The sequence below is a fragment of the Methyloceanibacter sp. genome, assembly GCF_058506495.1.
The window spans coordinates 11,352-24,930 of record NZ_JBZMXT010000007.1 but is presented as its reverse complement, the minus strand read 5'-3'; the positions used below and the strand labels follow the sequence as shown (position 1 = coordinate 24,930).

9 protein-coding genes are annotated in these 13,579 nt (G+C 58.6%); 5 read left to right on the top strand and 4 right to left on the bottom strand.

What is annotated here, in order from left to right:
• Window positions 1–19: 19 nt before the first annotated feature.
• Window positions 20–2,785, bottom strand: coding sequence for an alanine--tRNA ligase (gene alaS, locus AC33YF_RS02885; RefSeq protein ID WP_491775733.1), 2,766 nt, complete (start codon window positions 2,783–2,785; stop codon window positions 20–22).
• Between the two features lie 411 nt (window positions 2,786–3,196).
• Window positions 3,197–4,342 (bottom strand): recombinase RecA, encoded by a 1,146-nt coding sequence (gene recA, locus AC33YF_RS02880; RefSeq protein ID WP_491775695.1) that lies wholly within the window; start codon window positions 4,340–4,342, stop codon window positions 3,197–3,199.
• Between the two features lie 241 nt (window positions 4,343–4,583).
• Between recA and AC33YF_RS02875 the strand changes: the two genes are divergently transcribed.
• From AC33YF_RS02875 to AC33YF_RS02865, 3 genes are all read left to right on the top strand, one after another.
• Window positions 4,584–5,741 (top strand): AI-2E family transporter, encoded by a 1,158-nt coding sequence (locus AC33YF_RS02875; RefSeq protein WP_491775694.1) that lies wholly within the window; start codon window positions 4,584–4,586, stop codon window positions 5,739–5,741.
• A 196-nt stretch (window positions 5,742–5,937) separates the two neighbouring features.
• Entirely contained in the window at window positions 5,938–6,228 is a 291-nt protein-coding gene (locus AC33YF_RS02870) for an HU family DNA-binding protein (RefSeq protein ID WP_491775693.1), read from the top strand.
• Window positions 6,229–6,507: 279 nt separating this feature from the next.
• Window positions 6,508–6,795: a hypothetical protein gene (locus tag AC33YF_RS02865; protein WP_491775692.1), complete on the top strand. Its 288-nt coding sequence runs from the start codon at window positions 6,508–6,510 to the stop codon at window positions 6,793–6,795.
• A 31-nt stretch (window positions 6,796–6,826) separates the two neighbouring features.
• Here the strand turns inward: AC33YF_RS02865 and AC33YF_RS02860 are convergent, their stop codons facing one another.
• Together AC33YF_RS02860 and cckA are read right to left on the bottom strand one after the other, a co-directional pair.
• Window positions 6,827–8,080, bottom strand: coding sequence for a sulfotransferase family protein (locus AC33YF_RS02860; RefSeq protein ID WP_491775691.1), 1,254 nt, complete (start codon window positions 8,078–8,080; stop codon window positions 6,827–6,829).
• Between the two features lie 119 nt (window positions 8,081–8,199).
• Complete coding sequence (gene cckA, locus AC33YF_RS02855) at window positions 8,200–10,761, bottom strand: cell cycle histidine kinase CckA (RefSeq protein WP_491775690.1); 2,562 nt, start codon at window positions 10,759–10,761, stop codon at window positions 8,200–8,202.
• Between the two features lie 640 nt (window positions 10,762–11,401).
• On the opposite strand from cckA, the gene AC33YF_RS02850 reads away from it, so the two are divergent.
• Window positions 11,402–12,139 (top strand): M15 family metallopeptidase, encoded by a 738-nt coding sequence (locus tag AC33YF_RS02850; protein ID WP_491775689.1) that lies wholly within the window; start codon window positions 11,402–11,404, stop codon window positions 12,137–12,139.
• Complete coding sequence (locus tag AC33YF_RS02845) at window positions 12,136–13,575, top strand: MFS transporter (RefSeq protein ID WP_491775688.1); 1,440 nt, start codon at window positions 12,136–12,138, stop codon at window positions 13,573–13,575. Before AC33YF_RS02850 ends, AC33YF_RS02845 begins: the two co-directional genes overlap by 4 nt.
• Window positions 13,576–13,579: the final 4 nt, after the last annotated feature.

The window sequence follows — 13,579 nt, the reverse complement described above, 5'->3', positions numbered from 1 at the left end:
CAAGCGCGAGAGCCCTAGACTAGGCGGACCCTGCGCGTCCTGCAGCTGAGACCGATTGCTCGTTTTCGGAAGACGATCCCAGTTGCGCCGCGATAGCCTCCAGCGCCTCGTCGGCTTTTGCGCCATCCGGCCCACCGGCTTGAGCCAGATCGGGCCGACCGCCTCCGCCCTTGCCGCCGAGGATTGCTGCTCCGACGCGCACGAGGTCAACGGCACTGTGGGAAGACGTGAGGTCGTCGGTCACGCCCACAACGAGCCCAGCCTTGCCTTCGTCGCTCACGCCAACGACAGCAACGACGCCTGACCCGATTTGTTGCTTTGCTTCGTCTACGAGACCGCGCAGATCTTTTGGCGCAACACTGTGGACCACCCGAGCCAGTAGCTTTGTGCCGCCAATGTTACGGACAGGAGAGCTGTCCGCTCCGGCTGCACCTGCGGGCCGGAGCGCAAGCTCACGCTTTGCGTCCGTTAGCTGCCGCTCTAGCTTGCGTCGTTCCTCAACGATTGACGCGAGCCGATCGAGCATCTCGTCCGGCGGAACTTTCAGAATCTCAGCTGCTTGCCGGACCCGACTATCCTGGGCCGCCAGGTAGCTGCGCGCCGGCTCTCCCGTGAGCGCCTCCACACGGCGCACGCCGGCCGCCACCGCGCTCTCGCCCACCACCTTCAAGAGACCAATTTCGCCAGTGCGCGCCACATGGGTCCCGCCGCAGAGTTCAACCGAGTAGGCATTGCCCGCTTTTTCGCTTTCGGGCGTCACGCCCATGGAAACAACCCGCACCTCGTCGCCGTACTTCTCGCCAAACAAGGCGAGTGCACCGCGCGCGATGGCTTCGTCCGGCGTCATCAAATGGGTTTCAACGGCGCTGTTCTGCAGGATCAACGCGTTCGCCATATCTTCCACGGCTTTGAGTTCATCCATGCTCAAGGGCTTGGGATGAGAGAAGTCAAATCGCAGGCGTCCGGGCTCAACAAGCGATCCCTTTTGCGCCACATGAGTCCCTAGGACTTGGCGCAGAGCTTCGTGCAGAAGGTGCGTCGCGGAGTGATGGGCACGGGTTGCAGTGCGGCGCGCATGGTCAACCGACAACGAGACTGTCTGGCCACGCAGCAACTTGCCCTTCTCAACCGCACCGTGATGAAGGAACAGGCCATGCAACTTTTTCTGTGTATCTGACACCGCGAACAAAGCATCGTCGGCAATAGACAGGGTACCTCGATCACCGACCTGCCCACCTGACTCCGCATAAAAGGGTGTCTGGTTGACAATGACGACTCCCTCGTCGCCTTCGTCCAGTTTTTCGACGCGCTCGCCATCTTTCACCAACGCGACGATGTCACCCGATGCGTTCTCGGTCTCATATCCAAGAAACTCGGTAGCGCCCAATTCCTCCTTAAGCTCGAACCAGAGACTATCCGTCGCTGCCTCGCCCGATCCCGACCAGGACTTTCTTGCCTCGGCTCGCTGACGCTCCATTGCAGACTGGAATCCAGCTTCATCGACGCCAATGTCTTTGGCCTTCAGTGCGTCTTCTGTCAGGTCGAACGGAAAGCCGTAGGTATCGTAAAGTTTGAAAGCAACTTCCCCGGATAGTGTCTCGCCCGATGACAAGCCCTCGACCGCTTCATCCAGCAGCCGCAATCCGCGATCCAAAGTCTCCCGGAAGCGAGTCTCTTCGAGCTTTAGGGTCTCGTCGATCAGAGCCTCCCCTCGCTGTAGCTCCGGGAAGGCGCGTCCCATCTCGCTCACTAAAGTTGGGACAAGCCGATGCAAAAGCGGATCCTCCGTACCCAGCATATGCGCATGTCGCATTGCACGCCGCATGATACGGCGCAGCACGTAGCCCCGCCCCTCATTGGACGGCAGGACTCCGTCTGCAATTAGGAACGACGATGCCCTGAGATGGTCCGCAATGATGCGATGGCTCGCCGCTTGCGCACCTTGCGCCGGTAAGCCCGTGAGATCAACAGATGCGGAGATCAGCGATTTGAAAAGGTCGATCTCGAAGTTGTCATGGGTCCCTTGCATGACAGCTGCGATTCGCTCAAGCCCCATTCCCGTGTCAATCGACGGGCGTGGCAAATCAATGCGATTGCCATCGGCATGCTGCTCGAACTGCATGAAAACGAGGTTCCAAACTTCGACAAAGCGGTCACCGTCCTGATCGGCGCTGCCTGGCGGACCACCTGGCAAGTGCGAACCGTGATCGTAGAAGATCTCTGAACTTGGTCCGCAAGGCCCTGTATCCGCCATGGACCAAAAGTTATCTGAACCAGCAATTCTCAGGATCTTGTCGTCGCCAAACCCCGAGATCTTCTTCCACAAGTCTGCCGCTTCGTCATCGTCCACATACACGGTGATAAGCAACTTTTCCTTTGGCAGCGCCAGCGTGCCGGTCAGAAACGACCACGCAAGCGTTATAGCCTCTTCCTTAAAGTAATCGCCGAACGAGAAGTTGCCGAGCATCTCGAAAAAAGTGTGATGCCGAGCTGTGAAGCCCACATTGTCGAGATCGTTGTGCTTGCCGCCTGCACGTACGCATTTCTGCGAGGACACTGCCCGAAGCGCTCTAGGCTTCTCCTGCCCTGTAAAAACATTCTTGAAGGGGACCATACCCGCGTTCGTGAACATTAGGGACGGATCGTGGCGAGGAACCAGCGGCGACGACGGCTCCACCACATGATCGTTGTCGGCGAAAAACTGCAGGAATGAGGCGCGCAATTCGTTCGTACGCGCCGGAACCTCGTGCGCTCTCGCCGGATGTGCACCCGCCTTCTTGGCCATTGTCTTCCCGGAATTTCCCGCGATCACGTCAGCAGCACTCAATCTGCCAACACCCACTTCCACGAGGCCAACAGACGCTGGAACCGGCTCGCTGATGTCCACTACGAGGTACGATCCAACTCGCCTACCGAACGATATCCGATTCTGCGAGACCTGTGTTCTTACCACGCCCCATTCACGCTGTACCCGCGCGGAATGCGGTCTTCGCAGACATAGGGTTTCGCTCCTCCGCTGTCCAGCAAACGCCACAAGAAAGGGCGCCCCGCAGTAGCGGGACACCCTTGCTCATTTATCTTTCGGCCGCTTGCAGGCTCGACGCTCACCTGAGGTCCGCAAAAACCGCGCGCGCAATCTATGGCGTGTCTGCAGCAACCAACAAAGCTCCAAGATGACCCTTCAGATCTGGTGTCCTCAGCCCCGTTTGCTTTTGCGGCCACCGCTCGAAATGGACGTTACGGTTTCCGCCTCGGACGAAGCGGCGCTGTCCTCTCCTGCCTCCTCAGGGTCTTCACCCTCGAGAATTTGATCGGCAAGCAGTCCTGCGCTCTGCCGAATGGCCAGTTCGATCCGCTCTGCCATGTCCGGATGCTCTTTGAGAAAGTTCTTAGCGTTCTCACGACCCTGACCGATGCGCTCGCTATCGAACGAGAACCACGATCCGGATTTCTCAACGATACCCTCCTTGACTCCGAGATCGATCAGCTCGCCCATCTTGGAAACGCCCTCGCCGTACATGATGTCGAACTCAACTTGCTTGAATGGCGGCGCCACCTTGTTCTTGACTACCTTGATCCGCGTCTGGTTGCCCACGACCTCATCCCGCTCCTTGATAGCGCCGATGCGGCGAATATCGAGGCGCACAGAAGAGTAGAACTTCAATGCATTACCGCCACTCGTGGTCTCGGGCGATCCAAACATTACGCCGATCTTCATCCGAATCTGATTGATGAAGATCACCATGCAACGCGACTTCGAGATCGAACCGGTCAGTTTCCGGAGCGCCTGGCTCATGAGCCGCGCCTGCAGACCCGGAAGAGAGTCACCCATCTCGCCTTCGAGTTCGGCCTTCGGCGTCAGCGCGGCCACCGAATCCACAACCAGCACATCAATTGCACCGGAGCGTACCAGCGTGTCGGCGATCTCTAGGGCCTGCTCGCCCGTGTCGGGTTGAGAGATCAGAACATTCTCAAGATCGACCCCAAGTTTCCGCGCGTAAATCGTGTCCAGCGCATGCTCAGCGTCGACAAAGGCGCAAACCCCGCCCTTCTTCTGAGCTTCTGCAACCACGTGAAGGGCCAGAGTTGTCTTACCCGACGATTCTGGGCCGTAGATCTCGATGACCCGACCCCGCGGTAGACCGCCGATACCAAGCGCGATGTCGAGCCCAAGGGAGCCCGTTGGAATGGCTTCGACCTCCACGGCGGTCTCGTTTTGACCCAGACGCATAATCGAGCCCTTGCCGCAAGACCGCTCGATCTGGGAGACCGCGGCTTCCAGCGCCTTTTCTCTATCCATTTCTCCTCCTGCCTCAACAAGGCGCAGCGCGGCGTTCGACATTGACGAATCTCCTTATTTCACAGCCTTAGGGCTTGCGTAAATGGCAGCACGGGGCCGTAAGGGCCCTCGTCCACACCCGGTTGGGCATACGTGTGCCAGGCTTGATTTCAGAGTGATAAATGTACACGCTTTGTTCTATGTTCGCAATATGTTCTTTATTGCGGGCTGCAGTTTTACCAGCTTGTTGCGGGTAGCTTGATCCGACGCGGGAAAAGCACTTCTTGGCGCGAGTTGAATCACTATGATTGGCGCGTCAGCGAAGGACGGTGGGGACGGCATGAGCCAAGACGGCAACAAGGGCGCGCTAGAAGACAAGGTGTTTGTCTTGCTTCTGGTGCTGGTGTCCCTCGCCTTTGCCTGGATCCTTTTGCCCTTTTACAGCGCGGTTCTCTGGGGCGTGATCTTGGCTCTGGTTTTTGCGCCCGTACAGCGGTGGTTCAACGCCCGGCTCCCCAATCAGCCCAACGCGGCAGCCTTCCTAACGCTACTCTTCATTGTCGGGATTGTGCTGATCCCCGTGGCGGTCACAACCGCTTCGATCGTCAACGAGGCAACCACGCTCTACGAGAACATCCAGTCGGGGGATCTCGACCTCGGCGCGTTCCTACAACGCTTCCTTGACTCCCTGCCAAACTGGGCGCTCAACGTTCTCAACAAATTTGGCGTGACGGATGTAGCCGACATGCAGGCGCGTGTTATCTCGCTGCTTGCTGAAGGCAGTCAGTTCTTCGCGACACAAGCCATCCTTGTCGGGCAAGGGACGGCCAATGTCCTTCTTGGCGTCGCCATCATGCTATACCTTCTCTACTTCCTGCTGCGTGACGGAGCCAAGCTCTCACAGACGGTCATTAAGGCAGTGCCTCTCGCTGGCGAATACAAAGATGCCTTGTTCCACAAGATCGCGGTTGTGGTCCGTGCCATGGTCAAAGGCACGATCCTTGTCGCCGTCGTGCAGGGCTTTCTGGGCGGGCTGATCTTTTGGGCGCTCGGGATCCATGCCCCCGTACTCTGGGGTGTTGTAATGGCCTTTCTTTCCTTGCTGCCAGCGGTCGGCGCCTCGATTGTCTGGTTCCCCGTCGCGGTTTATCTCATCGCCACGGGCGCGATCGGCAAAGGCCTAATCCTGATCGCCTTCGGCGCTGGCGTGATCGGACTCGTGGACAACTTGTTGCGGCCCTATCTCGTGGGGAAGGACACGGCGCTACCTGACTACGTTGTCTTGCTGTCCACCTTGGGTGGAATCGCCCTTCTGGGCCTGAACGGATTGGTCGTTGGGCCCTTGATCGCAGCCTTGTTTATCGCTGTTTGGGACATCGCAGCCCGTGCAGAAGGCGACGAGGATAAGGCCGCTCAAAGCGCCCCCGCGGGGGCGCATACGGCTCCGGAAGACGAGGCCTAGGGCATCCAAAAGCGCGAATGCGCCTACAATCCTCGATCAAAATACACACAGCTCGTTTCGCAAAAGTGCAGACAAAGCCGCGCGAATCGGCCATGCCTCATGGGGTATCAAGAGCCAGAGGCGGCTCGGACGGTGTAGAGATGCTTGTTGAAGCAGGCATTGCCGAGCGCCGTTCTATCTTTAGGAGCGCACATCAATGCTGACGAAAACCGCACTCATCCAGACTATTGCCGACGAGCTCGACATGACAAAGAAGGACGTCAAAGACGTTCTCGAAACGCTCGCCACTGTCGGCTACAAGGAAATGAAGAAGAACGGCGAGTTTATGCTGCCGGGCTTCGCCAAGTTCGTCGTGACGAAGAAACCAGCCGTTCGGGCACGCAAGGGCATCAATCCCTTCACCGGTGAAGAGACGATGTTCAAGGCAAAGCCCGCACGGAAGGTAATCAAGGCCCGCCCGGTTAAGGCTGCCAAAGACGCTGTCTGACGCCACTCGTCCGAACGCGCATTAGGGGGAAGAAAAGTGCTCCGTCCAGAGCGGCGGGGCGCTTTTTGTATGCTGATTGGTCAAACAGACTCAATCGCCTGACATAGAAAGCTGCAATAGTTAGCCCTGCAACACCTACGCGGCGGCATGTGACGCACGCGTAAAGGACGTATTTGGACGATCCTGAGCGGACAACACAGCCCCATACTCTTTAGTACGTCTGCTGCAGTTTTAGTTGTCTTGACGCTGCAAACTTCGCACACCGTCTGCGACTAAGCTTTGCTTAGCAAGCTGTCAGAGCGATCGCGCGTTGCCATAGGGTGCCAACCGCACTACTACGTTTGCGAAAACGCTCTTCAACTTAGCCGTCCAAGTGATAGACCTGGAACATGGCTCTGTGCCCACTGGTTCCGTATCGATGGGGCCATCGCCGAGCTCTACGATGTCGCCGTCGTGCTTGGTGTCTTTACACCGATGTCGCTCGGGTTTGCTTCGAACGAACTACTCGGCCTCATCATCCATGACGAACTAGACGAGGCGGCGTCCTTCGAAACTGCCCCCGCGTGACTCTGACCGCGGGTCTCCGCGCTCGTGGTGCTCAAGAGAGCGCGTTCTGTGGAGCCTTATTCCGCGGAGCTGCCTGCGGACCATCATCAGCCTCAGCGAGCGCCGCGTCCACGGCCTCGCGATAGCCATGGGCGTCGATAAAGGGCTTGAGGCGATCTGCGATCCGCTTGGTCAACGCCTTCGGCATCTTGTAACTGGAGACTTTGTGGTCGGCGCGGTCCGCAAGGAAGGCGCGCATTGGCCCTTCGGCTTCGTCGAAGCTCCCTATACGGAGCTTCTTGTAGATATCCTGCATTGAATCGATCGGATTCTTCACAAGATCCTCATAGCGGATTTCGTAGAGGTTCTTGCTGGGAATAAGGTGCTTATCGCGCTGATAAACGGTCGTGACGCGCTCCATCATGTCCAGCACGTAGTCGTCGAGCCACGCATCGCAGTGCGGTGGATTATGCAGGCCTTGCGCGGAGTAAAGCGCGCGCCACAATTTTACCGTGGACGGAAACACTTTGAGCGGATTGCGCGAGATATGCACCCAGCGCGCATCCGGAAACAGTTTCGTTAGCAGCTTAATCCGCGCGGTATTTGGCGGCGTCTTCATCACCAGCGTCTTGCCGTGCCTAACCATTAGACGCCTGTAAAACCACATATAGGCATCCGCCCAACGCTTCACTTCTTTCTCCGGCACGCCCTCGAAGTCGACGAAGTCTGTGTCTTGAGGACCGAGACGCGGCCACGCCATTGTGACGAGGGGCGACCCCTGCCCCAGCATCAGCATCGCAAACTCTTCCTCCTGGGGCCGGTCAAAACCCACCGGCACATCGTCTTGAGGACGGCGCTTGGGCAAGAGCCCCTTTGCGAGACGATCGAGCGTGCCTTCCGTCAGCAGGAAATGATGCGGGACGAAACATTCGTAGGTCGTGGGAAAGGCGAGGTTTGGATCCTCGGAAAAAAGATCGTGCATCAACGTCGTGCCGCTGCGCCAATGGCCGACCACGAAGACTGGCGGCTTGTCCCATGGCAAGTTCTTGGCCTTCCTCCCGTAGAGCGCCTCTGAGATCCAAGCGAGTGGCGTATTCCATGGTACAAAGAGGAAAAGCGCGAGCGTGTCCGGAACACAGTTCAGAGTGAACGAGAAGCGGCCACGCCAGAACAATCGCATCAGCGTCATGAAGCGCATGCCGAACCACATATAGAGCAGCCGGCCGCCATAGCGCTCGACGGTGAGCCCCATCTTTTTCTTCGTGTGCCGCTTGCGGCGCTTGTCGCCGTCTTCTTCAGACGGCATGACCTCATAGTCTGGCAAGCTTTTTGTCCCCGATTGGCGTGGATAAGGGGTCCTAGACGCGATTGCGGCCCAAGTGAAGCCCCTTTGGCACCGGGCGTAATCGGACAGCTTCTGGCGGGTTAGTCCTCGAGAGCCGACTTTACCGTTGCGGCAAGGGTTTTTAGATCGAACGGCTTCTGAAGGAACCCGAACTCTTCATTGTCGTCCAAGCTGCGCTTGAAGGCGTCCTCCGCATATCCGGACATGAAGATGATTTTGATGCCAGGGTTCTTCTGGCGAAGTTCCTTCAGGAGCGCTGGCCCGTCCATTTCAGGCATCACGACATCGCTCACCACGAGATCCACTTTCCCTTTGTGCTCCTCGAAAACCTCAAGAGCCTCGGCACCGGTTGAGGCCTCCAGGACCTCGTAGCCGCGCGTTCCAAGAGCCCGCGCCGCGAAGCTCCGCACAGCGTCTTCGTCCTCCACGAGCAGCAGCGTTCCCCGCCCGGTCAGGTCTTTCGGCTTCTCCGCCGCATTGCGGTCCAGCTTGACGGGATCCTGGGCGACTTCAACCGCGCCCTCGACGAAGCGTGGCAGATATACCCGCATCGCCGTGCCTTTGCCCAACTCGCTATCGACATACACGTAGCCGCCCGTCTGCTTGATGATGCCGTAGACAGTGGACAGTCCAAGACCCGTGCCTTGGCCGATTTCCTTTGTCGAAAAGAAGGGCTCGAAGATCTTCTCTTTGACGTCCTCGGTCATTCCCGTGCCGGTATCCCGGACCTCAATCATGACGTACTCGCCTGCCGGCATTTGGCCGCTGCCGATCTGCCGTGACTGATCCTCTTCCACGTTCGCCGTGCGGATCGTCAGCTTGCCGCCCTCTGGCATGGCGTCGCGGGCATTCACAGCAAGGTTAATGATGACCTGCTCGAACTGATGAAGATCCGCCTTGACTGGCCAAAGATCTCCCGCCGTATCCAGGGTGAGTTCGACGTTCTCGCCCAACAGCCGGTCGAGCAGTATAGACAAGTCCGACAACACGTCCCCGAGCTGCAAAACCTGCGGACGAAGAGTCTGTTGGCGGGAGAACGCTAGAAGTTGACGAACAAGACCGGCAGCCCGATTCGCGTTCTGCTTTATGTTCATGATGTCCTGGAACGCCGGATCGGTAGGCCGGTGGTTCATCAAAAGGAAATCTGAGAAACCAATGATGGCGGTGAGCATATTGTTGAAGTCGTGCGCGATACCGCCGGCAAGCTGGCCCACCGCCTGCATCTTCTGACTCTGAGCAAATTGAGCCTCCAGCGCGCGCTGTTCGGTCGTGTCCAGCGCATACGCGATCGCGGCGTCGCCCTTTTCGTTGCTACCGGCAAGGGAGCTGAGATAGATGCGTCCGCTCCGCGGTTGGGAGCCGGCAAAGGTCACATCGACCGCGTCGATCATCCGCTGCCCTGCTATGGCCGCTTCGAGCGCCTGCCGAACCGTCCGCCGGTTCCCCTCGTCAACAAGGTCTTCGAGCTTCGTTTTGCCGGGGCTGGGATCAGCGCCAGTGCCGAACAGCCGCGAGAATGCCGTGTTGGTTCCCGTGACGGCGCCACTTGCGTTCAAGGTCGCAATGGCGAATGGCGACGACTGGAAGATCCGAGTATACCGCAGCTCGGCAACACCCGCGTCTTGGGCTTCTTCCTGTTCGCGACTAAGGGTCAGAACATGCGCGAGTTGGTTGCCCCGCGGCAGACGATGAAGCACGCGGACAGGCAACTTCATCCCGTCGGCCACGAGCAGATCAATGTCAAAACGCCTTATGCCGCTTTGCGGCGTCCCTTGACTTTCGCCGCGGCCTGCGCTGGCCAAAAGAGCGGCATTGTCTTGGGACATAATCTGGCTGAGCCTGAGCGGTCGGCCCGCCATTTCGGTTAGATCAAGCTTGAGCCACCGCGCGAGTGTCGCATTTAGATACTCGACACGGCCGTTCGGATCCGCAGTGAAGAAGCCGGCCGGCGCGTTGTCGAGATAATCGATCGCGGCCTGGACCTTCTCAAAATTCCGCTCGTCTTGAATACGGTCTTGCGTCACCTCGTTGACTTGCCAGACCGTGAGAGGCGCTTTTTTGCCCGAGCCCGAGTCCGGCGGCATTGGCTGGACGGATATGCAGAACCAGCGCGGTTCGATGCTCGTTTCGTCCTCCAAGTCTCCGGGCGGCGGCAGGCGGAATTCTTCCTTTAGCGCGCGTCCCTGCTGCGCAGCACGCGCAAGCCGGAAGATCGGTTCGGCCAAATACGGGTTTCCGCCGAAGGCGCGGTCGGGCGCCGGGACCGGCGCCTCGGCATCAAGGCCGAGAAGGTCGCGATAGGCCTGGTTCGCGTAGTAGACGCGCCCCGAAGCATCTCCAATCAATGCTCCGTTCGGCAGATTGTCCACGAAGGCCTTGGTCAAATCGTTCCGCTCTGGGCGCTGGCCAAAATGCAGGATGCCAACCGCGCCGGCGAAAAGGCAAAAGACACCCACGACAGCGAGCACGCCGAGAATTGCAAGCACGAAGGGCTCGGCAACCTCGCGGCTGACCACAGCAAGCCCAACTGCAGCGGCGGCAAGAGCCAGCGCCAACAGCACAACGAGCGTGATACTGCCCTCACGGCTCGGCCGATCCGTCATAGGTTCCACGTAACGCATTGGCGCATCGATATCTGACATGGCGTGAGAAAGTAACCGATTCGAGTTGGGTTGGCCGGAGATTGTCTTAAACGCGAGACGGCAACCCGGGCTTCCAACCTGGCCTCGGTCTCCCGCGTGTAGCGGGCCAGTGCGGTCCGGAAGAGCCTGAGGATTTGTGACCCCCCTGTCGTTCCGGCAGCCTGCGCAGGAATCAGCCGCTGTTCAGCTCTGAGGCAACTCCCACGAGGCTACCTGATTTCCGGAAAAAACCGCACCATGGACGTTGCCGGATTCGGGCCAACCCTCAGGTTTAGATAGATATTTTTTGTTGACTGTTGCAGTTTTGCAACGGCGAGTTTTCCTTGAGGTCCCCCAGCACTTGCGTTAGCGTTAACACTCGATCCTTCGGCGGCCCATGAGGGCAAGCGAATTTAGCCACGCCGGTAACTTTATTCGTCAACCGTGAGATCGCCGGCAGTTCCCTGCTAATGGTCCGACACCGACTGGCTAAGCCAGTCTTGTCAGTCCCCCAAACACTCTCCACTCCCCGCCTTCAGCGGGGAGTTTTTTTGCGCGTATTGACGCCGTCATAGACGGCTGAAATTCTCGTCGGATGTTCAGACACAAAAGTATGGCCCGGGTTTTACTGACCATGGCCGCCATTGGCTTGGGAAACACGATGAGCGCTTCTGGTTCGCCAAAGAACCCTATGCCTGACAGCTTCGTCTATCTGCGCGACGTGGATCCTACGATCCAACAAGATATGCGATATGCCGGCCGCAACAATTTCACGCGTCGTCCCGTCCCCGGCTACGACGCCCCGGAATGCGTCCTCGTTCGCGAGGCGGCAGAGGCCCTCAGGGCGGTCCAAGCGGAGTTGAAGACCATGGGCTACTCGCTCAAGGTCTACGATTGCTACAGACCTGCGCAGGCGGTCGCGGCGTTCGTGGAGTGGTCCTCAGAACTGGACGACCCAATCGCGAAGCAGAGCCACTATCCCAATCTTTCAAAGAGCGACCTTTTCCCGAAATATATCGCCACCCGATCGGGCCACTCGCGTGGAGCCACGATGGACTTGACCATTATTCCGATCGGTTCCGAACCCTCGCCGGTTACGGATGGCTCCAGCAAAGCTGAGCCTTGTACCGAGAGCGATCCATCCGACAACAGCGTCGACATGGGTACAGCATTCGACTGTTTCGACCTCAAGGCCAACACGATCACGATGGGACTGACCCCACTGGAGGCGCAGAATCGGCAGCTTCTCCTGGACGTGATGGCCCGTCATAGTTTCCAAAACTATCCAAAGGAGTTCTGGCACTTCACGTTCCAGCCCGAGCCCTACCCCGATACCTATTTCGACTTTCCGATCCTGCCGCGCCCAGGAAACAGTTCAGAGCCAACGGAAGATTCATGAGCTCTGGCCCCAAGAACGGCGTTGTCGAGACATCCATACCCGGACGGCTCGACCGCTTGCGCTGGGGCCGTTTTCATACGCTGATTGTCCTCGCCCTTGGCATTACCTGGGTCCTCGACGGGCTAGAGGTTACCGTCGCTGGGGCCGTGGCCGGTGCGCTTAAGGAAAGCCCGGTTCTTCAACTCAGCAACGCGGAGGTCGGCCTTGCCTCCAGCTTCTATCTGGCCGGTGCTGTAATGGGGGCTCTTTTGTTTGGCTGGCTAACCGACCGGCTCGGCCGCAAGCGACTTTTCGTGATCACGCTTGGTGTCTATCTCGTTGCAACCGCCGCTACCGCCTTCTCCTGGAACTTTTGGAGCTTCGCACTCTTTCGCTTCTTGACCGGAGCCGGGATCGGCGGCGAGTACACGGCCATTGCCTCCGCAATCCAAGAATTCATTCCCGCACGCTATCGAGGCCATACGGATCTCGCCATCAATGGCAGCTTCTGGCTCGGCGCTGGCGCTGGCGCGGCCGGTTCGATCATCTTGCTGGATCCCGACTTTCTACCGCCGGACATAGGCTGGCGCGCGGCCTTCTTTATCGGTTCTGTTCTCGGTCTTGGCATCGTCATCATGCGAAGATGGATCCCGGAGTCCCCGCGTTGGCTGATGACCCATGGACGCGCGGACGAAGCACACGCGATCCTCGACAAGATCGAAGACCATCACCGCAGTCATGGACACAATGTCCCGGATGGTGAAGAGCCCGCTATTCGTATTCAGACGCGGAGCCATACCCCGCTTCGCGAAGTCTGGCATGCCCTGTTTGACCTGCACAGGCAGCGGACGCTTGTGGGACTTACGCTAATGGCCTCGCAGGCATTCTTCTACAATGCAATTTTCTTCACCTATGCACTGGTGCTGACGGACTTCTATGGGATCGAAGCAAGTCAGGTTGGGTGGTACCTGCTTCCATTTGCGGCAGGCAACTTTCTCGGTCCCTTGCTCTTAGGGCGCCTATTCGACACGGTGGGACGCCGCCCCATGATCGCCGGCACCTATGCGATTTCTGGCCTGCTGCTTGCCTTGACGGGCGCACTCTTCGCCGCAGGTATCTTGTCTGCCGCGTGGCAGACATTCGCCTGGACCGTGATCTTCTTCTTCGGTTCCGCTGCCGCGAGCTCCGCGTATCTCACCGTCAGCGAGACCTTTCCGCTAGAGGTTCGTGCGCTCGCGATCGCCTTCTTCTATGCGGTGGGGACCGGAATTGGCGGTGTAAGCGCGCCCTTCCTGTTCGGTGCCCTGATCGACACAGGGTCTCGCTTCAGCCTCTTCGGGGGCTATCTGTTCGGAGCGGCATTGATGCTGGCGGCGGCGTTGGTCGTGGCGCGCTACGGCGTGGATGCTGAACGAAAGGCGCTCGAAAGTGTCACAAAGCCGCTATCAGCCGTGTGAAAGC